General features: G+C 63.0%; 21 protein-coding genes. 5 read left to right on the forward strand and 16 right to left on the reverse strand.

Features of this window, described 5'->3' with window-relative positions; all coding sequences use genetic code 11:
- Positions 1-45 precede the first annotated feature (45 nt).
- Entirely contained in the window at positions 46-801 is a 756-nt protein-coding gene (locus KY379_RS03750) for a sulfite exporter TauE/SafE family protein (protein ID WP_261239010.1), read from the reverse strand.
- A gap of 97 nt (positions 802-898) precedes the next feature.
- Between KY379_RS03750 and KY379_RS03755 the strand changes: the two genes are divergently transcribed.
- Complete coding sequence (locus tag KY379_RS03755) at positions 899-1,786, forward strand: LysR substrate-binding domain-containing protein (protein ID WP_261239011.1); 888 nt, start codon at positions 899-901, stop codon at positions 1,784-1,786.
- Here KY379_RS03755 and KY379_RS03760 read toward each other — a convergent pair.
- Entirely contained in the window at positions 1,777-2,541 is a 765-nt protein-coding gene (locus tag KY379_RS03760; protein WP_133326247.1) for an N-acetylmuramoyl-L-alanine amidase, read from the reverse strand. The genes KY379_RS03755 and KY379_RS03760 overlap by 10 nt on opposite strands.
- Before the next feature lie 145 nt (positions 2,542-2,686).
- On the opposite strand from KY379_RS03760, the gene xseA reads away from it, so the two are divergent.
- The 3 genes from xseA to leuA all read left to right on the forward strand — a co-directional run bounded on the left by xseA (position 2,687) and on the right by leuA (position 6,899).
- Positions 2,687-4,066, forward strand: a complete 1,380-nt coding sequence (gene xseA / locus KY379_RS03765) for an exodeoxyribonuclease VII large subunit (RefSeq protein WP_261239013.1) — start codon at positions 2,687-2,689, stop codon at positions 4,064-4,066.
- Positions 4,067-4,069: 3 nt separating this feature from the next.
- A complete protein-coding gene (locus tag KY379_RS03770; RefSeq protein ID WP_261239015.1) occupies positions 4,070-4,897 on the forward strand; it encodes a peptidoglycan DD-metalloendopeptidase family protein in 828 nt (275 codons plus the stop codon).
- A gap of 328 nt (positions 4,898-5,225) precedes the next feature.
- Positions 5,226-6,899 (forward strand): 2-isopropylmalate synthase, encoded by a 1,674-nt coding sequence (gene leuA, locus KY379_RS03775; protein ID WP_133326253.1) that lies wholly within the window; start codon positions 5,226-5,228, stop codon positions 6,897-6,899.
- 171 nt (positions 6,900-7,070) lie between these two features.
- On the opposite strand, the gene KY379_RS03780 is transcribed toward leuA, so the two are convergent.
- Genes KY379_RS03780 through zwf form a run of 3 tightly spaced genes read right to left on the reverse strand, consistent with a single transcriptional unit; the run spans position 7,071 to position 9,938 of the window.
- A complete protein-coding gene (locus tag KY379_RS03780) occupies positions 7,071-7,751 on the reverse strand; it encodes a bifunctional 4-hydroxy-2-oxoglutarate aldolase/2-dehydro-3-deoxy-phosphogluconate aldolase (protein WP_133326255.1) in 681 nt (226 codons plus the stop codon).
- 17 nt (positions 7,752-7,768) lie between these two features.
- Positions 7,769-8,482 (reverse strand): 6-phosphogluconolactonase, encoded by a 714-nt coding sequence (pgl, locus tag KY379_RS03785; RefSeq protein WP_261239017.1) that lies wholly within the window; start codon positions 8,480-8,482, stop codon positions 7,769-7,771.
- Positions 8,469-9,938 (reverse strand): glucose-6-phosphate dehydrogenase, encoded by a 1,470-nt coding sequence (zwf, locus tag KY379_RS03790; protein WP_133326259.1) that lies wholly within the window; start codon positions 9,936-9,938, stop codon positions 8,469-8,471. The genes pgl and zwf overlap by 14 nt, the downstream gene beginning before the upstream one ends.
- A gap of 210 nt (positions 9,939-10,148) precedes the next feature.
- Between zwf and hexR the strand changes: the two genes are divergently transcribed.
- Positions 10,149-11,012, forward strand: coding sequence for a DNA-binding transcriptional regulator HexR (gene hexR / locus KY379_RS03795; protein ID WP_196172888.1), 864 nt, complete (start codon positions 10,149-10,151; stop codon positions 11,010-11,012).
- Here the strand turns inward: hexR and KY379_RS03800 are convergent.
- The 11 genes from KY379_RS03800 to edd form a co-directional block, all read right to left on the reverse strand.
- Positions 11,005-11,859: a D-hexose-6-phosphate mutarotase gene (locus tag KY379_RS03800; protein WP_261239020.1), complete on the reverse strand. Its 855-nt coding sequence runs from the start codon at positions 11,857-11,859 to the stop codon at positions 11,005-11,007. The genes hexR and KY379_RS03800 overlap by 8 nt on opposite strands.
- Before the next feature lie 117 nt (positions 11,860-11,976).
- On the reverse strand, positions 11,977-13,320 hold the full coding sequence (locus KY379_RS03805) for a carbohydrate porin (RefSeq protein ID WP_261239021.1): 1,344 nt from the start codon (positions 13,318-13,320) through the stop codon (positions 11,977-11,979).
- 42 nt (positions 13,321-13,362) lie between these two features.
- A complete protein-coding gene (locus tag KY379_RS03810) occupies positions 13,363-14,517 on the reverse strand; it encodes an ABC transporter ATP-binding protein (RefSeq protein WP_261239022.1) in 1,155 nt (384 codons plus the stop codon).
- A 3-nt stretch (positions 14,518-14,520) separates the two neighbouring features.
- Entirely contained in the window at positions 14,521-15,366 is an 846-nt protein-coding gene (locus KY379_RS03815; protein WP_133326269.1) for a carbohydrate ABC transporter permease, read from the reverse strand.
- Positions 15,359-16,267 carry a carbohydrate ABC transporter permease gene (locus tag KY379_RS03820; protein WP_261239024.1) on the reverse strand — a complete coding sequence of 303 codons (909 nt, stop codon included), beginning with the start codon at positions 16,265-16,267 and terminating at the stop codon, positions 15,359-15,361. Before KY379_RS03820 ends, KY379_RS03815 begins: the two co-directional genes overlap by 8 nt.
- Positions 16,268-16,401: 134 nt before the next feature.
- Positions 16,402-17,718: an ABC transporter substrate-binding protein gene (locus tag KY379_RS03825; RefSeq protein ID WP_261239025.1), complete on the reverse strand. Its 1,317-nt coding sequence runs from the start codon at positions 17,716-17,718 to the stop codon at positions 16,402-16,404.
- Between the two features lie 104 nt (positions 17,719-17,822).
- Positions 17,823-19,064, reverse strand: coding sequence for an AGE family epimerase/isomerase (locus KY379_RS03830; RefSeq protein WP_261239026.1), 1,242 nt, complete (start codon positions 19,062-19,064; stop codon positions 17,823-17,825).
- 123 nt (positions 19,065-19,187) lie between these two features.
- Complete coding sequence (locus tag KY379_RS03835; protein ID WP_306466378.1) at positions 19,188-20,639, reverse strand: ATP-binding protein; 1,452 nt, start codon at positions 20,637-20,639, stop codon at positions 19,188-19,190.
- On the reverse strand, positions 20,620-21,318 hold the full coding sequence (locus KY379_RS03840; protein WP_409977261.1) for a response regulator: 699 nt from the start codon (positions 21,316-21,318) through the stop codon (positions 20,620-20,622). The genes KY379_RS03835 and KY379_RS03840 overlap by 20 nt, the downstream gene beginning before the upstream one ends.
- A 90-nt stretch (positions 21,319-21,408) precedes the next feature.
- The gene (locus KY379_RS03845; protein ID WP_196172879.1) at positions 21,409-22,368 is read right to left on the reverse strand and encodes a glucokinase; all 960 of its coding nucleotides are present in this window, start codon (positions 22,366-22,368) and stop codon (positions 21,409-21,411) included.
- A complete protein-coding gene (gene edd / locus KY379_RS03850) occupies positions 22,365-24,191 on the reverse strand; it encodes a phosphogluconate dehydratase (RefSeq protein ID WP_196172881.1) in 1,827 nt (608 codons plus the stop codon). Before edd ends, KY379_RS03845 begins: the two co-directional genes overlap by 4 nt.
- Between the last annotated feature and the right edge of the window lie 239 nt (positions 24,192-24,430).

Raw genomic sequence — 24,430 nt, forward strand, 5'->3', positions numbered from 1 at the left:
AGACAAGCCTGGAAACTGCGGTAGTGGCGCAATTCTACCGTTTGCTCAGCCGCTCAGGTAGCGGCCCAGCAACGCAAGGCCACTGGCCAGCACCAGCCAGGTCACCAGGCGCACGAAGGCTTCACGGGAGAGCTTCGAGGCCACGCGACGCCCGATCCAGAGTCCAGCGAACATCACCGGTAACAGCCAGGCTGCGAGCAACAGCAGGTCGCTGTCGGCATAGACCCCGGCAAACAGGAACAACGACAGACGCACCAGGGTGCTGCTGCTGATCAGCGCACTCTGGGTGGCGCGCACCTGCTCCTTCACCTGCAGACGAGCGCTCAGGTAAATCGCATATAGAAAGCCGCCGCTGCCGAACATGGCGCCGAACAGCCCACCGACCACACCTATCGGCACGGCCCAGTAACCAGCCAACCTCGCAGGCCGGACCGTCACAGCCAAGGCATAGACCGCATAGGCCGTGACGAACAGCCCCAGCGACAACAGCAACACGTCCGTTTTCAGCCGCAACAAGAACATCACGCCAACGGCGCAGCCCACGGCCATGCAGGGCAACAGGCGCAGCAATTCGTCACGGACCACATCGCGCCGCGAGGGCAGCAGATTGCCGAAGGCGGCGACGAAGTCCAGGAGCACCAACAATGGAATGACGCGTGACAACGGCATGAAATGGATCAGCACCGGGCCGGCGACCAAGGCGGTGCCGAACCCGGCGATTCCGAAGACGATGTACGCTGCGCCGATGGCCAGCGCGATGATCAGCCAGTCAAGACTGGTAAACGACAGCTGAGCGAGCATGAAGCGAACTCCAGGGAGGACCCGCAAAGGTTAGCCAGCCCGCAGCCATGCCGACTAATATGCCTTTTGCCCACCAGCCATCTCGAAAAGGCATGACATGACGTCGATCCGCCAATTGCGGTATTTCCAGGAAATCGCCGAGTGCGGCAGTTTCAGCGCCGCCGCCGAGCGACTGTATGTTGCGCAGTCGGCGCTGAGCCGACAGATCAAGGAGCTGGAACAGCACCTCGGCACACCCTTGTTCGAACGCACGGCCCGGCGACCGCAACTGACCCCCGCCGGCCAGGCCTTGCTCCACCGCACCCGCCGACTGCTCGCCGACCTGGCGCAGGCCGAGCGCGAAACCCGCGACATCGGCCACGGACTAAGAGGCACCCTGCGCCTGAACCACTCCAGCACGGTGCCGCTCACAGGCGAATTACTGGCCCGCTTGAATCGCTATGTGCACGCCAATCCGGACGTTTCGGTGGACATCGCCCAGCAATCGTCCGAGGCGCAACTCGAGGACATTGCCGCCGGACGCCTGGACATCGGCCTGTTGAGACTTCCGGTATTGCGCCAGCATGCGGGGGTGACGCTGCACGAACTGTACAGCGAACCCTTGCTTCTGGCAGTTGCCGCCGAGCATCCACTGGCAACCGCGCAAGCCCTACCGCTGGAGCGACTATGCGCAGAGCCCTTCGTGTCGATTCCTCACCGCGACCGGGGCGGGTTGAGCTACCTGTCCGCTTCGCTGTGCATGGAAGCCGGATTCTTTCCTCGCGCAGCACAGGTCACTTCACGCAAGACCACCCAGTTGCAGCTGATTCAAGCCGGCTTTGGCGTGGCACTGCTGCCGGCCTGCATGCGTGACATCGCCCCCGCTTCGGTTCGCTTCATCCCGCTGCAGCCAATGTGTCGCAGCAGTGTGGCGTTGGCCTGTCGCCAGGGTGCAGAGAAACTGGTACAAGCGTTCGCCAGGGCGATGGGCGCCCATCATGCCTGATAGCGCTGCGCCAACGCATAGAGAATGGCGAGGGTTTCGGCGTCGGCGAAGCCACGGTGATCGCTGGGACGAAAATGCAGTTGGAAAGCTCTGAGCAGTGAACGCATGTAACCATCGCTGGGTCGAGGCGGAACGCTGTAGCCGTAGGCGCGCAGCTTGCCCTGGATATCCTCGGATGCAGGCCTGTCGCTTGCGAACTGCGCTTGAAACCGCGTCTTCACCTCCTCGTCATACCAGGCGCCGATACCCGCCTCATGCAGACTGCGCCAAGGAAAGGCGGCACCTGGGTCGCTCTTGCGCCCGATGGCGATGTCACTGTGCCCGAGCACCTGTGTGGGTTTGATATCCGGATAACGCTGGAGAATGTCCCGGCTCAGTTGCACCAGCGCAGCAATCTGCTCGGGGTGGTATTCCGGAAAGCTGAACTGGCCATTGCTCACCGTAGCCTCATTGACCAGTTCGATGCCGATCGCCGTATCGTTCAGGTTGCTCCGCCCTCCCCAGGCGCTGACGCCTGAGTGCCATGCCCGCTCGCTTTCATCGACGAGGTTGAAGATACGTACCCGGTCGAAGCCTGCACGTCGATAGCTCGGATCGGCGGGCGTGGGCAGCAGATAGTGCGCACTGACCTGCCCCCCTTTTGCCAGGGCGTTGACCGAACCTTCGAAGTTGATTGCGGTGTAGTGGAAAACCAGAAAGCGTACTCGACGGTTGAATGCCTTCGAGCGGTAGGTAGTGGAGTCAACGTCGTACATGAACACCTCCGTGCGAGTGAAGCGATCAGGCTAGGCTTCTCTGCAAGGGGGCAGTAAGCCTTCGAATTCGCCAGGCAAGGTAGGACACATCCTGTAGGCACCGCCCCCGGTGCATCGATCGGTCTTGTCCTTTATGATGCCGGGCATGATCAGAGACCCTTTCGAACGACTCGGCCTGGACCGCGAGGTCCTCACCGTCAGCCAACTCAACGGCCGCGCCCGTGTGCTGCTGGAAGACGTGTTCCGCAGCGTCTGGGTGGAAGGCGAGATTTCCAACCTCGCCCGCCCGGCTTCCGGCCACATGTACTTCACCCTCAAGGACAGCGGCGCCCAGGTGCGCTGCGCGCTGTTCCGGCAGAATGCCACCCGCGTGCGCCAGGCTCTGCGTGATGGCCTGGCAGTGCGGGTACGTGGCAAGGTCTCGCTGTTCGAGGGCCGTGGTGACTACCAGTTGATCCTCGACACCGTCGAGCCGGCCGGCGATGGCGCCCTGCGCCTGGCCTTCGAAGCGTTGAAGGAAAAACTCGGCAACGAAGGGCTGTTCAGCGCCGAGCGCAAGAAACCCCTGCCGGCACACCCCCAACGCATCGGCATCGTCACCTCGCCCACTGGCGCGGTGATCCGCGACATCATCAGTGTGTTCCGACGTCGCGCCCCCCAGGTCGAGCTCAACCTGATCCCCACCGCCGTGCAAGGGCGCGAGGCCATCAAACAGATCGTCCGCGCCCTGCAACTGGCCGACAGCCGCGGCTTCGACGCACTGATCCTGGCCCGTGGCGGCGGCTCGCTCGAAGACCTGTGGTGCTTCAACGAAGAAGCAGTGGCCCGGGCCGTGGCCGCTTGCGTCACGCCGATCGTCAGCGCGGTGGGGCATGAGACCGATGTGTCGATCAGTGACTTCGTCGCCGATGTGCGTGCCCCGACGCCTTCCGCCGCCGCCGAGCTACTGGCACCGGACAACAGCGGCCTGCAGCAACGCCTCGACGGCCTGCAGCGGCGCCTGCTGCTGCGCATGCAGAACCGCTTGGCCCACGACCGCCTGCGGCTGGAGTCGCTGACCCGACGCCTGCGCCATCCAGGCGAGCGTCTGCGGCAACAGGCCCAGCGCCTGGACGACCTGGACATGCGCCTGCGCCGCGCTTTCACGCTCAATCTGAACCAGCGCCGCGAGCGCCTGGTACGCCTGGACACCCGCCTGGCCGCGCAGCATCCAGGGCGCACGCTGAAGTTGCTTGGGCAGCGCCTGGACAGCCTGGCCGAACGCCTGCCGCGGGCGATGCGCGAAGTGCTCAAGGACCGTCGCCAGCGCTTCCAGGCACAACTGCAAACACTGCAGGTCGTCAGCCCTTTGGCCACCCTGGCACGCGGCTACAGCATCCTGCTCGACGACCGTGGCCAAGCCATCCGCAGCGCCGAGCAGACCCGCAATGGCCAGCGCCTCACTGCCCGCCTCAATGAAGGCGAACTGCAGGTGCGGGTCGAGGACAACCACCTGACCCCGGTCACCCTTTCCCTACTGGACTGACTCATGCCCCGCCTGTTCGCGCCACTGCTTGCCCTCTGCCTTCTGACGCTCGCTGGCGTCGCCCAAGCCAGCTACATCACCCGCACGCTGAACAAACCGGTGCCCGGCGGGGTTGCCGTGATCGACCTAGGCCCGGCGGCGCAAGCGCCCAGCGCGCGCTTCGATGGCAAGCCGGTGCTGGTGGTCAAGGAGCAGAACAACTGGCTGGCCATCGTCGGCCTCCCGCTGACCCAGAAACCCGGCACCGCTGTCCTGAGCCAGGGCGGTCGCGAGCTGCCCTTCAGCGTTGGGCACAAGAAATACCCCGAACAGCACATCACCCTGAAGAACAAGCGCCAGGTCAACCCCAACCCTGCCGACCTCAAGCGCATCGACCGCGAACTGGCCGAACAGATCAAGGCCTACCGCAGCTTCAGCCCCAACCTGCCCAGCAATCTGGTGCTCGACAAACCGGTCAACGGCCCGTTGTCGAGCAAGTTCGGTGTGCGCCGTTTCTTCAACGGCGAGGAGCGCAACCCCCATGCGGGCCTGGACTTCGCCGTGCCGGCCGGCACGCCGATCAAGACCCCGGCCAATGGCAAGGTGATCCTGGTGGGTGACTACTTCTTCAATGGCCGCACGGTGTTCGTCGACCATGGGCAGGGCTTCATCAGCATGTTCTGCCACATGTCGAAGATCGATGTGAAAGTTGGCCAAGCGCTGCGCAGAGGTGATGTGGTAGGTCGCGTAGGCTCGACAGGGCGGGCGACCGGCCCGCACATGCACTGGAACGTCAGCCTCAATGATGCGCGTGTGGATCCGGCGATTTTCATCGGGGCGTTCCAGCCCTGAAAGGGGGCTTTGCGCCCTTCGAGCGTGTTGCGCCATCGAAAAATACCGTGCAACAAAAAAGAAGCACTGGGAAATTTTCAGCCATAAAATTTCGCATTGCTGCTTTTTTTGAGCATTTATCTCAATTTTTTTCCAGCCCTTGCCATCCCTCATCTCACTGGTTAGGGTTGAAGGCATGAAAACCTTCAGCACCCTCATTCTGCTCCGACAACACCGCAGCCTCTGCCTGGTCAGCGCCCGACTACCAGGCTGAATCGCGTCGCCTCGCCCCTCATCTCGTTATTGCTCGGCAGGCCCGATCTCGGCCGCACACAAAAGGATTGCTTCCATGACCATGCTCAAAGACCCTTCGAAGAAGTACCGCGCCTTCCCGACTATCGACCTGCCCGACCGTACCTGGCCGTCGAAGACCATCACCCAGGCGCCGATCTGGTGCAGCTCTGACCTGCGTGATGGCAACCAGTCGCTGATCGAGCCGATGGACTCCGAGAAGAAGCTGCGGTTCTGGAAAACCCTGGTGCAGGTCGGCGTGAAAGAGATCGAAGCCTCGTTCCCCTCCGCCTCGCAGACCGACTTCGACTTCGTGCGCACCCTGATCGAAGACGGCCACATTCCGGACGACACCACCATCCAGGTGCTCACCCAGGCCCGTGAAGACCTCATCGCCCGCACCTTCGAATCCCTGCGCGGCGCGAAAAAGGCCATCGTCCACCTGTACAACGCCACCAGCCCGTCGTTCCGCCGCATCGTCTTCAACCAGGACAAGCAAGGCGTGAAGGACATCGCCGTGAACGCGGCCAAGCTGTTCGTCAAATATGCCGCTCAACAGCCAGAAACCCAGTGGACCTTCCAGTACTCGCCGGAAACCTTCAGCGCCACCGAGCTCGAGTTCGCCAAGGAAGTCTGCGATGCGGTCATCGAGGTCTGGAATCCGACGCCTGAGCACAAGATCATCCTCAACCTGCCGGCCACCGTGGAAGTCGCCACCCCGAACATCTACGCCGACCAGATCGAATGGTTCTGCCGCCATATCAACCGTCGCGACAGCGTGATCATCAGCCTGCATACCCACAACGACCGTGGCACCGGCATCGCCGCCACCGAGCTGGGCCTGATGGCCGGCGCCGACCGTGCCGAAGGCTGCCTGTTCGGCAACGGCGAGCGCACCGGCAACGTCGACCTGGTGACACTGGCCTTGAACCTGTACACCCAGGGCGTCGATCCGCAACTGGACTTCTCCGACATCGACGGCGTGCGCAAGGTGGTCGAAGAGTGCAACCAACTGCCGGTGCACCCACGCCACCCATACGTGGGCGATCTGGTCCATACCGCTTTCTCCGGCTCGCACCAGGATGCCATCCGCAAAGGCTTCGCCAAGCAGAAAGAAGGCGAGCTGTGGGAAGTGCCTTACCTGCCGATCGACCCAGCGGACATCGGCCGCAGCTACGAGGCGGTCATTCGCGTCAACAGCCAGTCCGGCAAGGGCGGCATCACCTACCTGCTCGAGCAGGAATACGGCATCAGCCTGCCACGCCGCATGCAGATCGAATTCAGCCAGGTCGTCCAAGGCGAAACGGACCGCCTGGGCCTGGAAATGACCGCCCAACAGATCTACAGCCTGCTGCACAAGGAATACCTCCAGGCCAACGCACCGTACGCACTGGTCAGCCACCGTCTGCAGGAAGAAAACGGCCATAGCGCTGTGGAAGTGGAAGTCGCCGGCGAAGGCGAAACCACCTTGCACTGGCGCGGCAAGGGCAATGGCGCCCTGGAGGCACTGGTGGCCGGCCTGCCGATCGCCGTCGAGATCATGGACTACAACGAGCACGCCATCGGTGCCGGCACCAACGCCAAGGCGGCGGCCTACATCGAACTGCGTGTGGCCGGCGGCCGTCCGGTACATGGCGTGGGCATCGATGAAAACATCACCACCGCCAGCTTCAAGGCACTGTTCAGTGCACTGAACCGCTCCTTGAGCCAGCAGGCTGCCAAAGCGGCCTAAGGCTAACTGCGCAACACCAGAGCCCGCATCCTGTATGCGGGCTTTTTTTGGGGCGCGGAACCCGTCGGGAGAGCTGCAGCGCTGCGGATATCGAGCGCCGCCCTACAAATCCAAAGCAAAAAAAAGGGGCGCCGACCAAGCGCCCCATAAGCCGTCAAGCACACAACAAATTCAGTTGGCGTCCAACAATGCCATCGCCTCAGCGCTGCAGGCCTCGATGCGGGCCCAGTCGCCGTTCTTGATCCAGCTGCTATCGAGCATCCAGGTGCCGCCCACACACATCACATTGGGCAGTGCCATGTAGTTGCGCACGTTGGCCGGATTGACCCCGCCGGTGGGACAGAAGCGGATATCGCCGAATGGGCCGGCAAAGGCTTTGATCGCCGCAACGCCACCGCTGATTTCCGCAGGGAAAAGCTTGAAGCGACGGTAGCCCAGGGCATAACCCATCATGATCTCCGACGGCGTGCTGATGCCGGGCAGCAGCGGAATGTCGCTGGCGACACCAGCCTCAAGGATGTCCTGGGTCACGCCGGGCGTCACCACGAACTGCGCGCCGGCGGCCTCGACCGCCTCGAACATACCGCGGTCGAGCACGGTACCGGCGCCGACGCACAATTCCGGCCGCTGCGCGCGCAACACTTCGATGGCCTTCAGGCCATACTGGGAGCGCAGTGTCACTTCCAGTGTACGGATCCCGCCAGCAGCCAGGGCGTCAGCCAGCGGCAGGATGTCTTGTTCACGGGCGATGGTGATCACCGGCAGGATGCGCGCCTGACCACAGATCGCATCGATCCGCTGGATTTTCTCGACCATCGAGAGCAAAGGCTGGGGGCGTTCAAGGGTGGTCATGACAGTATGTCCTTGGCTCACGGGCACCAGTAGATGCCCAAGGGGTCGTGAAGAAAAGCGCGAATCGGCATTTCAGTGATGTCGCTACCAGCCAACGCGGCGCGCAGGGTAGCGAGTTTGCCCGGACCTTGCACGGCCAGGGCGATGTAATCGGCGCTGGCAAGCAGCGAGCGCGTCATCGAAAGGCGCTGGTGCGGCACGCTCGGCGCCAGCATCGGCAAGCATCGGCGGGTGCAAGTGAGGTCCAGGCCCTGCGCGAGATTGGGGCTGTGGGGAAACAGCGAAGCGGTGTGGCCATCGTCGCCCATGCCCAGCACCAATACATCGATCGGCGCCAGTTCGGCCAACGCCTGGTCGGCCTTGTCGGCGGCAGCGTCGAGGCTTTCGGCCTGATGGTAGAGACCGACGAAACGGGCACGGGCGACATCGCCCTTGAACAGATGACGGGCCAACAGGCCAGCATTGCTGTCGGGATGCTCGACCGGCACCCAGCGCTCGTCGGCCAGGCTCACGGTCACCTTCGACCAATCCAGCGCCTCACTAGCCAACTGCTCGAGAAACGGCACCGGGCTACGACCGCCGGAAAGCACCACACAGGCCTGGCCCTTACTGGCAATCGCCGTGCGCAGACGTTCGGCGACGTCACGGGCCAAGGTGGTGGCCAGCGCCTTGCCAGTGGGCAGGTCATGAACCTGCACCGGCGCCGGCAGTTGCAATTCAGATATCGCCATACCACGACCTCCCATCGCGCGTGATCAGTGCAATCGAGCTCATCGGCCCCCATGACCCAGCCGCATAGGGCTTGGGCGCATCGCCGCTGGTGCGCCAGCCGGCGATCAACTGATCGCACCACTTCCAGGCATATTCGATCTCGTCCTTGCGCACGAACAGGTTCTGATTACCCCGCATCACCTCGAGCAGCAGGCGTTCGTAGGCATCCGGAATCCGCGCACTGCGCCAGGCGTCGGAAAAATTCAGCTGCAAGGGCCCGCTGCGCAGTTGCATACCCTTGTCCAGCCCCTGCTCCTTGGTCATCACCCGCAAAGAGATACCTTCGTCCGGCTGCAGGCGGATGATCAGTTTGTTACCGATCTGCAAACGCTGTTCCGGGGCGAAGATATAGTGCGGCGTTTCCTTGAAATGAATGACGATCTGCGACAGTTTTTGCGGCATGCGCTTGCCGGTACGCAGGTAGAACGGCACGCCCGACCAGCGCCAGTTACGGATATCGGCGCGCAGAGCGACAAAGGTCTCGGTGTCACTCTGGGCATTGGCGTTGTCCTCATCGAGGTAACCCGGTACCGGCTTGCCGTCGCTGTAACCGGCGATGTACTGACCACGCACCACATGGGTGCCTAGGGCCTCGCCAGTGATCGGTGTGAGGGCTTTGAGGACCTTGACCTTCTCGTCGCGAATGCTGTCGGCCGAAAGGTCGCTGGGTGGGTCCATGGCGATCAGGCACAACAGCTGCAGCAGATGATTCTGGATCATGTCGCGCAACTGGCCAGCCTTGTCGAAGTAACCCCAACGGCCCTCGATGCCGACCTTTTCAGCCACGGTGATCTCCACGTGGGAGATCGAGTTCTGGTTCCACTGGGTTTCGAACAGACTGTTGGCGAAACGCAGGGCGATCAGGTTCTGGACCGTTTCCTTGCCCAGGTAGTGGTCGATGCGATAGACCCGGCTTTCCGGGAAGAAGCGTGCCACGGCGTCGTTGACCCGGCGCGACGACTCCAGATCGTGACCGATGGGCTTTTCCAGCACCACCCGGGTGCGTTCGGCCAGACCGACTCGTTCGAGGTTCTCGCAGATTGCGCCATAGACCGCCGCTGCAGTGGCAAAGTAGGCGATCAGCGGCATGCCACCGGCGACCTGCTCGACCAAAGCCTGGTAGCCCTCCGGCTGCAGGAAATCCAGGTGCTGATAACCCAGGCGCCCAAGAAAGCGCTCCAGCGCCGCCGGCTCGATGTCCCCGGCCGGCACATGCTGGCGCAGATGGGCTTCGATGGTGGCCAGGTGGTCCTCGACGCTGCCTGGCTCGCGGGCCAGCGCCAGCAGGCGAGTGCCCCCGTGCAGCAGGTTGGCACGGTCGAGCTGGTAGAGGGCGGGAAAGAGCTTGCGCAATGCCAGGTCGCCGAGGGCGCCAAAAAGGGCAAAGGTGCAAGGTTCTACACTGATCGCAGCCATGATGTTGGTTCTTTCCTAAAGTTGGACTAGGAATACCGCTTTCACACACGGTTTTCAAGGGGTAATGTAGTAATAACAACAACATTACCAGCGAATGATACAGATAAGTGGTGCGCGCACCGCACCGACAGTACGATAGACAACTCTGATAAAGGCCTGCTGTCTCGTCAGCCGCCTGCCTTTCGACCCAAGGAAACCCCCATGGACCGCGTGCGAAATCTCCTGGAGCAGATCCAGGGACGCCTCGACGAGCTGAACAAGGCCGAACGCAAAGTCGCCGAAGTCATCCTGCTCAATCCGCAACAAGCCACCCGCTTCAGCATCGCCGCACTGGCCCAGGCCGCCAAGGTCAGCGAACCCACGGTCAACCGTTTCTGCCGCTCGTTCGGCGTCAGTGGCTACCCCGAACTGAAGCTGCAATTGGCGCAAAGCCTGGCCAGCGGTGCCGCTTACGTCAGTCGCGCGGTGGAAGCGGACGATGATCCGGCAGCTTACACCCAGAAAATCTTCGGCAGTGCCATCGCCTCGCTCGACAGCGCCTGCCAGCAATTGGATCCCCAGCAGGTCAGCCGTGCTGTCGACATGATGATCCAGGCGCGCCAGATCCACTTCTTCGGCCTCGGTGCCTCAGCGCCGGTAGCACTGGACGCGCAGCACAAATTCTTCCGCTTCAATCTGGCCGTTTCAGCCCACGCCGACGTGCTGATGCAGCGCATGCTGGCCTCGGTCGCCCACACCGGTGACCTGTTCGTGATCATCTCCTACACCGGTCGAACCCGCGAATTGGTCGAAGTCGCGCGTCTTGCCCGGGAAAACGGCGCCTCGGTGCTCGGCCTCACCGCCGCCGGCTCGCCACTGGCCAACGCCTGCAGCTTGAGCCTGCACATTCCGCTTCCGGAAGACACCGACATCTACATGCCGATGACCTCGCGGATCATCCAATTGACCGTGCTCGACGTACTGGCCACCGGCATGACCTTGCGCCGGGGTGTGGATTTCCAACCGCATCTGCGCAAGATCAAAGAAAGCCTCAATGCCAGCCGCTACCCGATCGAGGACGACCAGTTCAACTGAGCCGGTGCGCCTGCAAACACAGGTGCGCGCGCTGCCCGGGTGCCAGGCTCAAGCCCTCACCGCTGCCGCTGGCGGCCTCGACGCAGACAAAACCCTGACGCTCGCGCCCGGTCACGCCCATGAGCGGTCGGTTGCCGGGGTGCCAGACCACGGTATCGTCGCTGTCACCGGTGTCGATGCACAAAGCCCGCTGCCAGGCCGGGTCCTGCAATTGCACCTGAGCGGTGCCCGGGTAGACCCGCTGACAACCGCCCTGGACTTTCAGAGCCCCCTCGTCGCGGCACACCTGGCGGCTGAGGCGATCGTAGCCTTCGACATCTTCCAGTCCAGACAGCGCTATCTGCGACACGTTGCTGATACGCCAGTAGGCCAACAGCGCATGGCTCAACTGGCAGGGTTCGCTGTCCTGGTGCTCGGTGCTCAAACGCAGCTCCATGCGGCTGCCTAACCGAGTGTGCAGGTCGACCTGCCAGTCGCACAGCTCCAGCCGCCAGTTGAGGGTGACGCCCTCCTCGTCCTCAGCGCTGTCGATCAGCTTCCAGTCGAGCAGGCGGGCCCAGCCATGGGCCGGCCACAGGTCCTCGCTGGGATGGCGGCCATACCAAGGCCAGCACACCGGTACACCGCCGCGGATGGCACCCACTTGCGGCCATTGCTCGGCGCACCACAGCCAGGGCCGCTCGCCGGCAGGCTGGAAATGCAGCAACTGCGCGCCCTGGCGGCTGAAAACCGCCTGGCAGCGCGGGTGATCGATGACCAGAACATCGCGCTGCTGGTAACGCTCCCATTCGAACGTCGGCCTGGGCCGTTGCGCGCAGAAGAAGCGATGAAGCGGATGTTCGGGCATGGTGACGGGCTCTTGTTGTTTGAGATAGCGCTGTCTCGACCTATCCTGGCAAACCACTGCAATGCCAGTGGATGCCAGGTAACGAGGTGGATTGGCGTAAATTTACAACAAACCGACTCAGAATGACGACTGAATCTTCAAACCTGCGACCAACACATTATCGACCTCATCCACCCCACCGGGGCTCTTGATGTACTGCAGGTTGGGCCGCACGGTCAGCCAGTTGGTGACATGGAATCCATAGTAGAGCTCGGCGTTGTACTCGGTGCGTTGCAATGGCACGAACCCTGGGTTGTCGTAGTCGTCGATACCGCTCTGGGCATTGAGCAGCTCGGCGCGCTTCTTCACATCGTCGTTCACATGGATGCGCGCCACGCCAAAGCCGATGTCGTCCTTGGGTCGGGCGTCGAAGGCCCCTTTGTAGACCAGACCGACCTGCTGGTAGTTGTCGACCACGTTGGTCGCTTTGTCGTGCACGGTGAAGTTGGCGAACAGACTCAGGCCCCGGTTCACATCGCCGCCCTGGGCGGTGACCTGCTGCTGCGCCACCACCCACCAGCCATGCTTGCTCGAATGCGACTTGAAGGCTGCGCCGGTCAGCGCCTGGGGATTGCCGTTGACGTCGTCGTACACATCGTCGGCCTTGGCCGTGCTGTAGTAATAGCCCAGGCGGTATTCGCCGGGCAATCCATTGACCTTGGGTGACCAGACCATCTCCACCGGCAGGATCGCCCCCTTGGTCCCACTGCCGCTGAGCTTGAAGCCGTTGCCGGTTTCGAGGTTGGAAGGGTTCTGCTCGAAGGCACCGGCCTGGACGAAGAATTCCGGGGTGATGTTGTACTTGACCCGCAGGGCCCACTGGCTGACCGGCCAGTTGTACCAGATGCCACCGACCCAGTTGCCCACCTGCGAGCCACAGAATGCCAGGTTCTGGAAGTCGCAAGGGAAGCTATTGAAGTCCTCGCCTTCACCGAAGCGACCGAATTTCACGTCCAGGGCGCCGTCGAAGTACTTCTGCTTGATCCACATTTGCGTCAGCCGCCAGGTCTGGCCACGGCCCCACACTTCCTGCACCGAGCTGAACTGCCCGGCACGCGGGTCGCTGATGCGGTCGTTGGACAGGTTGCGGCCACTGCGCTCGGTGATCGCCAACTTGAACTCGGTGTCCTTCCAGCCGAAGATCTTTTCCAGGTCAAGGTGCGCGCCCAGCGCGAACTGGTCACTGTAGCGTGCGGTCTTGTCATCGTTGTAACCGCCATTGAGGTTGCCAGCCACCTCACCGACATAGTCGAGGGTGAAGTCGTAGCCTTTTTCCAACAGCTCGGTGCGCGTGCCACCCCAGTCACCCGTCATCCATTTGGATTCGCTGGAGAAGGCCTCGGCGGCTTGCACCCCGCTGTTGCCGACGAGCGCCAGCAAGGCCAACGAGCCCAACGTCCTGATGCGATTGCGCTGTTTCATCCTGATACGTCCTCTTTTTTTTTATTGGTGATGTAGACGATTTCAACGGCCTTTGAACAAAGCCACGTTGTCCCTTATTGCTTCGCTGGACCTACGCAGGTCCAGGCGCTCGCCACTTTCGGCGTCGAACAGAAGGACCCGGGCGGGGTCGATCTGCAAGTCGAGGTGGTCACCGATACGGCACGGCACGTCCGGTGCCAGGCGGCAACACACCTTGGTCTGGTTGAGGGTGACAAATACCAGCAGGTCGGGCCCTGTCGGCTCGGTGACCTGCACTTCGGCACGTATGCCGACTGGCCCGGGCTCCTGCCCCGCCCCCAGGCTCACCTGCTCGGGCCGCAGGCCGAGGATCACCTGGCGCCCCTCGAGCTCGTCCCCCATCGCCCCCAGCGGCACCTCGCAGCGCGCCAGGCCACTGTCGAGCACTGCCAGCAGCCGGCCGTCGCGCTTGACCACCGGCACGGGAATGAAATTCATCGGCGGCGAGCCGATGAAGCTGGCGACAAACTGGTTGGCCGGGTCGTTGTAGATCTGCTGAGGCGTGCCGAACTGCTGGATGATGCCATCCTTCATCACGGCTACCTTGTCACCGAGGGTCATGGCCTCGATCTGGTCGTGGGTGACATAGACCGTGGTGGTCTTCAGGCGCTGGTGCATCAGTTTCATTTCGGTGCGCATCTCGACCCGCAGCTTGGCATCGAGGTTCGACAACGGCTCGTCGAACAGATAGAGCTTGGGTCGCCGCGCCAGCGCACGGCCCATGGCCACCCGCTGTTGCTGGCCCCCGGACAACTGCGCCGGCTTGCGTGTCAGCAGGTGCTCGATCTGCAACAGCTTGGCCACCCGCGCCACTTCCTCGTCGATGGCTGCCTGGGGCAGCTTGCGGATCTTCAGGCCGAACTCGATGTTCTCCCGCACGCTCATGGTCGGATAAAGCGCATAGGACTGAAACACCATGGCGATGTCACGGTCCTTCGGGCTCATGCCGCTGACGTCCTCGCCATCGATGAGGATCGCCCCACCGCTGATCTGTTCGAGGCCGGCGATGCAATTCATCAGGGTCGACTTGCCGCACCCCGAAGGACCGACCAGGATCAGGAATTCCCCTTCCTTGATCGCCAGCTGGATGTCTTTGAGGGTGTCCGGCAGGCCGCTGCCGTAGGTCTTGTTCACATTGCGAAGTTCGAGCGTTGCCATGACTTACCCCTTTACCGCGCCGGCCGTCAGCCCGCGGACGAAATACTTGCCTGCTACCACGTAGACCAGCAGGGTTGGCAGCCCGGCGATCATCGCCGCGGCCATGTCGACGTTGTATTCCTTGGCCCCGGTGCTGGTGTTGACCAGGTTGTTCAGGGCCACCGTGATCGGCTGTGAATCGCCGCTGGAGAACACCACGCCGAACAGGAAATCGTTCCAGATCTGGGTGAACTGCCAGATCAGGCAGACCATGATGATCGGTGTCGACAGCGGCAGGATGATGCGTCGGAAAATGGTGAAGAAGCCGGCGCCGTCCAGGCGAGCAGCCTTGACCAGGGCGTCGGGAATGCTGACGTAGAAGTTGCGAAAGAACAGCGTGGTGAAGGCCAGGCCGTACACCACATGCACCAGTACCAGGCCAGTGGTGGTGCTCGCCAGGCCCAGTTTGCCGAGGGTGAAGGACGCCGGTAGCAACACGGTCTGGAACGGCAGGAAGCAGCCGAACAGCAGCAGGCCGAAGAACAGTTGCGAGCCACGGAAACGCCACATCGACAGCACGTAACCGTTCAGCGCACCGATGGCGGTGGAGATCGCCACGGCCGGCACGGTGATCAGCACCGAGTTCCAGAAGTAGCCGCTGACCGTGCCCCAGGCCTTGACCCAGCCAATGCCGGTGACCACTGTCGGCCAACTCAGCAGGTTGCCGCTGCCGATGTCTTCCGGGGTCTTGAAGCTGGTCAGCAACATCACCACCAGGGGTACCAGGTACAGCAGCACAGCGAGCAACAGCACGGCGTGAATGATGAGGCGACTCAGGCTCGAAGTCGGTTTGTCGACTGGGCTATGCATGGCGCTTGCTCCTCAGTTCCGAGTACAGGTAGGGCACCAGAATGGCGAGGATCGCGCCGAGCATGAGGATGGCGCTGGCCGAGCCCATACCCATCTGCCCACGGCTGAAGGTGAAGGTGTACATGAACATCGCTGGCAGGTCGGAGGAATAGCCAGGCCCACCGGCGGTCATCGCCGCCACCAGGTCGAAGCTCTTGATGGCAATGTGCGAAAGGATCATCAATGCGCTGAAGAACACCGGTCGCAAGCTGGGCAGCACCACGGTCCAATAGATGCGCGGCAGGCTGGCACCGTCGATCTGCGCGGCGCGAATGATCGACGAATCGACGCCACGCAAGCCGGCGAGAAACATCGCCATGATGAACCCCGAAGCCTGCCATACGGCGGCGATCACCAGGCAGTACACCACTCGGTCGGGGTCGATCAGCCAGTCCAGGCGAAAACCTTCCCAGCCCCAGTCGCGCAACAGTTTGTCCAGCCCCATGCCGGGATTGAGCAGCCATTTCCAGGCAGTACCGGTGACGATCATCGACAGCGCCATCGGGTACAGATAGATCGTGCGGATGAAACCTTCGCGGCGGATGCGCTGATCGAGCAGCACCGCCAGCAGCACCCCGATGGCCAGGCTGATGGCGATGAACAGGCCGCCGAACAGCAGCAGGTTCTTGCTCGCTACCCACCAGCGGTCGTTGTCGAACAGCCGGGCGTACTGCGTGAGGCCCGCCCATTTGTAGGTCGGCAGAAACGTCGAGGTGGTGAAGGAAAGCACGAAGGTCCACAGGATGTAGCCATAAAAGCCCACCAGGACGATGAACATGCTTGGGGCCAGCACCAGCTTCGGCAGCCAGCGTTGCAAGGCGTCCAAAGGGGAGGCCCGCAGTTGAGCGGTCACGGTCGTCATGTCATGAATCTCGAGGTTGGGGCGGTACTTGGCACCGGTTGACGCCGGGGCGGCACCGCCACATGAGCCCTGCTCGCCACAGGCCTTGGGCAGGACGCCGGACCTGTGGGAGCGGGCTTGCCCGCCAATGGCCTTTACTTGGCCGCCTGGATTGCCGCCGCCAGTTTTTTCGCGGCATCAGCCGGATCGGCAGCCGGGTCGTTGATGTAGTTGGTCACCACATCGAAGAACGCCCCCTGCACGGCCAGCGAGGTGGCCATGTTGTGCGCCATGCTTGGTTGCAGGCCACCGGTCTTGGCATCGGCGAGGAAGTCCTTGGCCGACGTCTGCGCGCAGCTATCGAAGCCATACTTGCCCATGTCGGCAAGCATGTCGTTGCGTACCGGGATCGATCCCTTGTTGATGCTGAACACCTTCTGGAAGTCCTGGCCCAACACTTTGCGCGCGATGTCCTGCTGGGCAGCGGCAGTGCCCTCGTCCTTCTGCTTGAACACCACCAACGAGTCGATATTGTAGAGGAACGCCTTTTCGGTGCCGGGGAACGGCACGCACTGGTAGTCCTTGCCGGCGACCTTTCCGGCCAACGTCCATTCGCTCTTGGCCCAGTCACCCATGATCTGCATACCGGCCTTGCCGTTGATGACCTTGGCCGCTTCGAGATTCCAGTCCTGCCCTTTGCCATCAGGATCCATATAGGTGGCGACCTTCTTCAGTTCGGTCAACGCCTTGATCATCTGCGGTCCGGTAAGCGCCTGCTGATCGAGCTCGACCAGCGCTTTCTCATAGCCCTCAGGGCCCATCACCGCCAGCACCACGCTTTCGAACACGGTGCTGTCCTGCCACGGCTGACCGCCATGGGCGAGCGGGATGAAGCCGGCAGCCTTGAGCTTGTCAGCGGCGGCGTAGAACTGCTCGAGGTTCGTGGGTGCCTGTTCGATACCGGCCTTCTTGAACACCTGAGGGTTGATCCACAGCCAGTTGATGCGGTGGATGTTCACCGGTACGGCGACGTAGTCACCTTCGTACTTCACGGTGTCGGCAACCTTCTTGTCGAGCAAGCCATCCCAATGTTCCTGCTTGGCCACGTCCTTGAGCACATCGCTGTCGAGCAGGCCGGTGGCGGCCCAGTCCTGGATGTCCGGCCCTTTGATCTGCGCGATACCCGGTGGATTGCCAGCCACTGCGCGGCTCTTGAGTACGGTCATGGCCGTGGCCCCGCCACCGCCGGCGACCGCGCCATCTTTCCAGGTGAAGCCGTCTTTCTCGACCTGGGCCTTGAGTACATCGACGGCAGCCTTCTCGCCGCCCGAGGTCCACCAGTGCACGACCTCGATGCTACCTTTGGGCGAGGCGCCCTCTTTGGCATCGTCGGCGAAGGCATTGAGTGGAGTGACCAGAGGTGGAAGCACGAGGGACAGGGCGCCAACGAGGCGAAGGGCTGCAGCGTTCATGGAAGTACCTTTCTTGTTGTTATGCCGTGCAAGTCGGTCGCTTGCGTTGCATGAAGTCTAATCAGCGCAACCGCTTCGTCAGGTAACGAAGCGATGCGCAAATGTCATCGTTTGGTGACATTACGCGCCAGTTGGGTCGCCAGGCTCGGTGCCAGCGCCAGTCCCGGCAGCAACAATGCCTGGTAAGCGTGATAGAGGTCGGGCTTGCCCGGCCAGATCGTCCCCGCAGGACGGTTGTCGGCATCCAGTTCGTGATGCCAACTGCCCGCCTCGCGATCGATGAAGTGATTGTCGATGAAGTCCCAGATGCGCTGGTACCAGCGCTGGTATTGCGCCTCGCCGGTACGCATCAGCAGGGCCGCGGCGGCTGCACAGCCTTCGGCCTGGACCCAGTGCAAACGTGCGCGCACCACCGGACGGTTGTTCCAATCCAGGGTGTAGATGAAGCCCGCAGCGCCATCGACGTTCCAGGCCAGGGTACAGGCGCTTTCGAACAACCCTCGTGCACAGGGCAGCAACCACCCTGGCGCCTCCAGACCCGCCAGACGCAGGCTGGCTTCCAGATGCAGCAGCAGGCGAGCCCATTCCATACCATGGCCGGGGGTGGTGCCATAAGGCCGGAAATGGTCGGCGGGATGCGCCAGGTTGTAGTCCGGCAACGCTTGCCAGAGCGCGTCGAAATGCTCGACTACCCGGTACTGGCTGGCTGCAGCTTGAACATGGACGATGCGCTCGACGATGCGCAGGGCGCGCTGGAGCCACACAGGATCGCCCGTGACATCGGCCAACGCCAGGAACGCCTCGGTGGCGTGCATGTTGCTGTTGGCCCCGCGATACGCTTCGGGCAACTGCCACGCACGGGAAAAGGTCTCGCGCAGGGCACCCTCGCCTTCACTCCAGAAATGCTCTTCGATGACCCGTATGGCGTCGGCCAGCAAGTCTTTTGCCGCCGCAGCGCCGGCCACTACCGCGGAACTGGCGGCCAGGGCGACGAACGCATGCAGGTAGGCGGACTTGCCGCTGTCGTCCTGCCCTCCGGGATGGGCGAACCAGCCGCCGTAGGTGGCATCGCGCATCGCCCCGGCCAGGGCGGCAACCCCATGCTCGGCATAGGCCAGGCAACCCGGCACCCCCTGGATATGGGCCAGGGCGAAGCAGTGGGTCATGCGCGCGGTGTTCATGGTTTCGGCAGTAGCTCCCGGCAGCAGACGGCCATTGGCATCAAGGTTGCCAAAGCCGTCGGGCAACCTGGAGGCCTTGGCGAAGGACAGCAGACGCTGGCCTTCCGCCATGCGCCAGGCAGCATGCACCGGGGAGTCGAGCCAATGGAGGCAGGTTTCGTTCATGGGCCAGCGTATCCTTGCCAGTCGTTTACCGAGTCTAACCAGATGTTCCCGCTGGCATGTCACAAAGCCGTTGCGCAATGTCACAGACCCGTTACGTTGCAACCCGGGCCGTCGCCGACGGCCTCAATCGCCACGTGGCAGGTACAGAGTCACTCGCAGCCCACCGCCACGCAGGTTGAGCAGGCTGACTTCACCACCATGGCTATGGGCGATGTTGCGCGCGATTCCCAGACCCAAGCCATAACCCTGCTGGCGCCCTGCCAGTCGCACATGCGGCTCGAACACCTGCTCCAGTTGCAGCTCTGGAACGCCGGGGCCCTGGTCGTCCACCTGCAGGACGAAACTCTCGGCGCTGTCGATGATGCGCAGGCGCGCCCGCTCACCGTACTTGATGGCATTGTCGATCAGGTTGCCGATGCAGCGGCGCAAGGCCAGCGCCTTGCCCGGATAGGGCGCCAACGCCTGCCCCTCGACGGTGATACGGCCATCGGCCAGATAAGGCTCGGTGAGGAGCTCGAGGACCTGATTGAGGTCGATCGGCTCGATGTTCTCGTGGATATCGGTGTCCTTCACGCATTGCAGGGCGCCCTTGACCAGCAGCTCCAGCTCGTCGAGGTCGCCGCTGAACTTGGCTTGCAGGCCCTCATCCTCGAGCAACTCGACCCGCAGGCGCAGGCGCGTGATGGGCGTGCGCAAGTCATGGGAAATCGCGCTGAACAACTGACTGCGTTCGGTCAGGTAGCGGCTGATCCGTTCGCGCATGGTGTTGAAAGCCCGCCCGACCTCCACCACCTCGCTACCGCCACGACCGACCACCGGCGCCACCTCGGCGCCAAGGGAAAGCTCACGGGCGGCCCGAGCCAGGCGCTTGAGCGGCCAGCTCTGCCAATGCACCAGCAGACCGATGAACAACAGCAACAACGCCGTGGTCAGGGCGATGAAACCGGCCTGCTGGCGAGGCAGCCCCTCGGCCTCGAGGCTGGTATAGGGCTCTGGCAGCAACGAGGCGATGTACAGCCACTCCCCTTCCCCAAGGCGTATCTGCGTGACCAGTACCGGCGGGTTGAGGGGTTCGAGGGTAAGCGAATAGTGCGCCCACGAGCGGGGCAACTCGTCGAGTTTCAACCCGCTGTTGAAGATGCGCAGGTCATCAGGACCGACGAACGCCACCGAAATGTCCATCTGCGCCCCTAGCCGTTCATGCAGTACCTGTTGGACGACATCGACGACCGCCTGCTTGCGCGGCGTCTGCGGCAGCATCGGCATGGCCAGCGGCTTGATGTTGAGGGAGACGAAGAAGCGCGTGCCGCCCATGCTGCGCAACTGATCCAGGACCATCGGCCGGTAGGCCACCGGCAACGAGCGGAAATAGCTGACGCTGGAGCTCATCGAATGCGCCAGGCTGCTAGCACTGGCCCGCAGGCCCTGCAACTGGCTGGAGCGCAGCTGCGCGACCCAGATCATGCTCGACAGCCCCTGGGCGAGCAGAACGGCCAACAGGGTCAGCAGCAACATGCGGCCGAGCAGCGAGCGCGGCAACAGGCGCCAGCGCCGCTCAAGCCGTGCAGCGGACATGGGCAGCCAGCAGGTAGCCACTGCCACGCACGGTCCGAATCAGCCGTGGCGGACGCTCGGTGTCACGCAGGCGCTGGCGCAGGCGGCTGACGGCCATGTCGACGATGCGATCCAGGGGCATGGGCTCGCGACCGCGGGTGGCATTACCGATGGTGTCGCGGTCGAGAATCTGCTGCGGGTGATCGAGAAACAGTTTGAGCAGGGCGAAGTCAGCACCCGACAGCATCACTTCTTCACCATCGCGATGGAACAGGCGATGACTGATGATATCCAGCCGCCAGTCGGCAAAGGCCAACACCTTTCCTGCCGGCGCCGCCTGGGTGAATTCGGCACGACGCAGCAAGGCCTTGATCCGCGCCTGCAGCTCGCGCGGGCTGAACGGCTTGCCCAGGTAGTCGTCGGCGCCCAGCTCCAGGCCGATGACCCGGTCGGTTTCGTCGGAGCTGGCGGTCAGCATGATGATCGGCACCCGCGCCTGACGGGGATGCTGGCGTACCCAACGGCACAGACTGAAGCCATCCTCGTCGGGCAGCATCACATCGAGGATCACCAGGTCGCAAGGGATCTCGTCCAATGCCTGGCGAAAGCCCTGACCGTCGCCTTCGGCATGCACCTGGTAGCCGGAACGGCTCAGGTAGGTTTGCAACAATTCGCGAATCTCCTGGTCGTCGTCGACCATGAGAATGGTTTTTCCGGCAGTGCTCAAGGTATCCCGCCCTCTTGTTGTTATTACAGGTCGTCTCGCCTGCTGCGGTGCGGCTGGAGGATCTCAGCGATCCAAGGTTTGCTGCAGGGCCACCCCTGCTCCAAGCAGGCCAGAGAACTCTGCCGTGACCAGCCACACTGGCACTCCGGCAAGATAACCGCTCATGCAGCCTTTGTCGGCAAAACTGGCGGCGAACCCGCTGCGCAGGAACAGTTCGGCGAAACGCGGGATCACCCCACCGACAATGTAGACCCCGCCGCGCGCGCCCAATGTCAGCACATTGTTACCGGCCACCCGGCCGAGGAATCGGCAGAACTGCTCGATCACCGCCACCGCCCGTGGCTCGCCGGCCAGCGCGGCATCGGTGATCGCCGCCGGGGTCTTGTGTCGAGGGCTATCGCCGTCGAGGGCGCAGATTGCCTGGTACAAGCGCACCAGGCCACCGCCGCTGAGCACGGTCTCGGCACTGACATGGCCGATCTGCTGATGAATCTGCTGATGAATGGCCGCCTCACGGGCATTGCCAACGGGCAGGTCGACATGCCCGCCTTCACCGGGCAGCGCCAGCCATCCGCCTGCGTCCAGAGGCAACAGGCTACCGACGCCAAGGCCAGTGCCTGGGCCGATCACCAGCGCCGGGCGCAAAGGGTCGGCCTGGCCTGGGCATACTTCCTGAAACTCGCCGGGGCGCAGCCGCGTCATGCCCAGCGCCATGGCCGAGAAATCGTTGGTCAACAGCAGGCGATCGGCCCCCAGCGCCTGGCAGAACGCTTGCCGGTTCAGGCGCCAATGGTTGTTGGTGAAACGAAAGTCATCGCCGTCGACCGGGCCGGCCACAGCTAGACACACGGCGGCCAAGCCGCCACGGGCAAGGCCCTGGTCGTCGAGATAGGCCTCGATGGCCTGCTCGGGGCTGGTGTAGTCAGCGGTGGCGAAAACCTTCACCGCGTGCAGCTGGTTGTCACGCCACAGCGCGAAACGGGCGTTGGTACCACCAATGTCGCCAACCAGCAGTTCCTTCATTTGAGGTTCTCCAGGTCCGAGGTGAAGGCGCTCGCGCCCCGCTCGGCCGGGCTGAACGCCATGCGCATGAAGCCGAACAGCTCGCGCCCGCATCCTTCGTCGTTGCCCTGCGGAGCGGGTGGCTGGTCGCGGCTGGCCAGTTCCTCGGCCGAGACCATCACCTGCAGCGTGCCTTCGACACCATCGACCCGTACGATATCACCCTCGCGCACCCGCGCCAGGGGGCCGCCGTCGAAGGCTTCGGGGCAGACATGGATGGCCGCCGGGATCTTGCCCGAAGCGCCGGACATGCGCCCGTCGGTCACCAGCGCGACCTTGTAGCCGCGGTCCTGCAGTACCCCCAGGAACGGCGTGAGCTTATGCAGTTCCGGCATGCCATTGCAGCGTGGCCCCTGGAAGCGTACTACCGCGACGAAATCGCGCTCCAGTTCGCCCGCCTTGAACGCGTCGGCCAGCGATTGCTGATCGTGGAACACCCGCGCCGGCGCCTCGACCACCTGATGTTCGGGCGCCACAGCGGACACCTTCATCACGCCGCGGCCCAGGTTACCCTGCATCACCCGCAGCCCGCCCTCGGGCGAAAATGCCCGCGCCACCGGCCGCAGGATGTTCTCATCGAGGCTTTGGCGTGGTCCTTCACGCCAGACCAAACGGCCATCGTCGAGGAACGGCTCCTGGGTGTAGCGGCGCAGGCCAGGACCGGCGACCGTATTGACGTCCTCGTGCAACAACCCGGCGTCGAGCAGTTCGCGGATCAGGAAGGACATACCGCCAGCGGCCTGGAAGTGGTTGATGTCGGCCTTGCCGTTGGGATAGACGTGAGACAGGGTCGGGACCACTTCGGAGAGGTCTGCCATGTCCTGCCAGGTGAGCTGGATCCCGGCAGCCTGGGCAATGGCCGGAAGGTGCAAGGTATGGTTGGTCGAGCCGCCGGTGGCGTGCAGGGCGACCACGGCGTTGACCAGGGCCTTCTCGTCGACGATCTCGCCCAGCGGCATGAAGCTGCCACTGGCCTTGGTCATACGCGTGACCTGCTGCGCCGCCTCGGCGGTGAGCGCATCGCGCAGCGGGGTGTACGGGTTGACGAACGAAGCCCCAGGCAGGTGCAGGCCCATCACTTCCATCACCAGTTGATTGGTGTTGGCAGTGCCGTAGAAGGTGCAGGTGCCTGGGCCATGGTAGGACTTCATTTCCGACTCCAGCAGCTCTTCGCGGCTGGCCTTGCCTTCGGCGTAGCGCTGGCGCACATCGGCTTTCTGCTTGTTGGAAATGCCCGACGTCATCGGACCGCCCGGTACGAAAATGGTCGGCAGATGGCCGAAGCGCAGCGCCCCCATCATCAGGCCAGGGACGATCTTGTCGCAAATGCCGAGCATCAGTGCGGCATCGAACATGTTGTGCGACAGGGCCACGGCCGTGGACATGGCGATCACCTCACGGCTGGCGATGGCCAGTTCCATGCCCGGCTCGCCCTGGGTGACACCGTCGCACATGGCCGGCACACCGCCGGCGAACTGACCGACCGAGCCCACCGCACGCAGGGCCTGTTTGATCTGCTCGGGAAAATGCAGGTACGGCTGGTGCGCCGAGAGCATGTCGTTGTACGCCGAGACGATGGCCACGTTGGCCGCATTCATCAGGCGCAGGCTCTGCTTGTCTTCGCTGCCGCACCCGGCCACGCCGTGGGCGAAGTTGGCGCACTGCAGGCTGGCGCGCATGGGCCCGTCACTGGCCGCGCCGCGAATCAGCCGCAAGTAGCGTTCACGGGTAGCGCGGCTGCGCTCGACCAGCCGTTGGGTGACCTCAAGGATGCGCGGATGCATGTACTGGACTCCAGGCTAACTGTAAGGGTGGCCATACCTGGCATTTCCCCTCCTGCCGATCGCGTCCTAGGCTCACTGGAGGGGAGCATGACGCATCGAGGAGGCGACCGAGCCGACCACTCGTTGTATGTTTAAACAAAATACTGCCAGTAAAAAGGCTTGTTTTCTATCTGATAGTGAATAATCTTGTAATTCCAACAACAAAACCGTTTCAGTGAACCCCCTTTGTGCCACAGGTC

It is taken from the genome of Pseudomonas sp. HD6422 (assembly GCF_025377065.1).
GTDB classification, from domain to species: Bacteria; Pseudomonadota; Gammaproteobacteria; order Pseudomonadales; family Pseudomonadaceae; genus Aquipseudomonas; species Aquipseudomonas putida_U.

Bases quoted from the DNA above. Each gene is read 5' to 3' on its own strand.
- KY379_RS03750 (WP_261239010.1), bottom strand. From the start codon at position 801: ATGCTCGCTCAGCTGTCGTTTACCAGTCTTGACTGGCTGATCATCGCG.
- KY379_RS03755 (WP_261239011.1), top strand. From the start codon at position 899: ATGACGTCGATCCGCCAATTGCGGTATTTCCAGGAAATCGCCGAGTGC.
- KY379_RS03760 (WP_133326247.1), bottom strand. From the start codon at position 2,541: ATGTACGACGTTGACTCCACTACCTACCGCTCGAAGGCATTCAACCGT.
- xseA (WP_261239013.1), top strand. From the start codon at position 2,687: ATGATCAGAGACCCTTTCGAACGACTCGGCCTGGACCGCGAGGTCCTC.
- KY379_RS03770 (WP_261239015.1), top strand. From the start codon at position 4,070: ATGCCCCGCCTGTTCGCGCCACTGCTTGCCCTCTGCCTTCTGACGCTC.
- leuA (WP_133326253.1), top strand. From the start codon at position 5,226: ATGACCATGCTCAAAGACCCTTCGAAGAAGTACCGCGCCTTCCCGACT.
- KY379_RS03780 (WP_133326255.1), bottom strand. From the start codon at position 7,751: ATGACCACCCTTGAACGCCCCCAGCCTTTGCTCTCGATGGTCGAGAAA.
- pgl (WP_261239017.1), bottom strand. From the start codon at position 8,482: ATGGCGATATCTGAATTGCAACTGCCGGCGCCGGTGCAGGTTCATGAC.
- zwf (WP_133326259.1), bottom strand. From the start codon at position 9,938: ATGGCTGCGATCAGTGTAGAACCTTGCACCTTTGCCCTTTTTGGCGCC.
- KY379_RS03800 (WP_261239020.1), bottom strand. From the start codon at position 11,859: ATGCCCGAACATCCGCTTCATCGCTTCTTCTGCGCGCAACGGCCCAGG.
- KY379_RS03805 (WP_261239021.1), bottom strand. From the start codon at position 13,320: ATGAAACAGCGCAATCGCATCAGGACGTTGGGCTCGTTGGCCTTGCTG.
- KY379_RS03810 (WP_261239022.1), bottom strand. From the start codon at position 14,517: ATGGCAACGCTCGAACTTCGCAATGTGAACAAGACCTACGGCAGCGGC.
- KY379_RS03815 (WP_133326269.1), bottom strand. From the start codon at position 15,366: ATGCATAGCCCAGTCGACAAACCGACTTCGAGCCTGAGTCGCCTCATC.
- KY379_RS03820 (WP_261239024.1), bottom strand. From the start codon at position 16,267: ATGACGACCGTGACCGCTCAACTGCGGGCCTCCCCTTTGGACGCCTTG.
- KY379_RS03825 (WP_261239025.1), bottom strand. From the start codon at position 17,718: ATGAACGCTGCAGCCCTTCGCCTCGTTGGCGCCCTGTCCCTCGTGCTT.
- KY379_RS03830 (WP_261239026.1), bottom strand. From the start codon at position 19,064: ATGAACGAAACCTGCCTCCATTGGCTCGACTCCCCGGTGCATGCTGCC.
- KY379_RS03835 (WP_306466378.1), bottom strand. From the start codon at position 20,639: ATGTCCGCTGCACGGCTTGAGCGGCGCTGGCGCCTGTTGCCGCGCTCG.
- KY379_RS03840 (WP_409977261.1), bottom strand. From the start codon at position 21,318: ATGGTCGACGACGACCAGGAGATTCGCGAATTGTTGCAAACCTACCTG.
- KY379_RS03845 (WP_196172879.1), bottom strand. From the start codon at position 22,368: ATGAAGGAACTGCTGGTTGGCGACATTGGTGGTACCAACGCCCGTTTC.
- edd (WP_196172881.1), bottom strand. From the start codon at position 24,191: ATGCATCCGCGCATCCTTGAGGTCACCCAACGGCTGGTCGAGCGCAGC.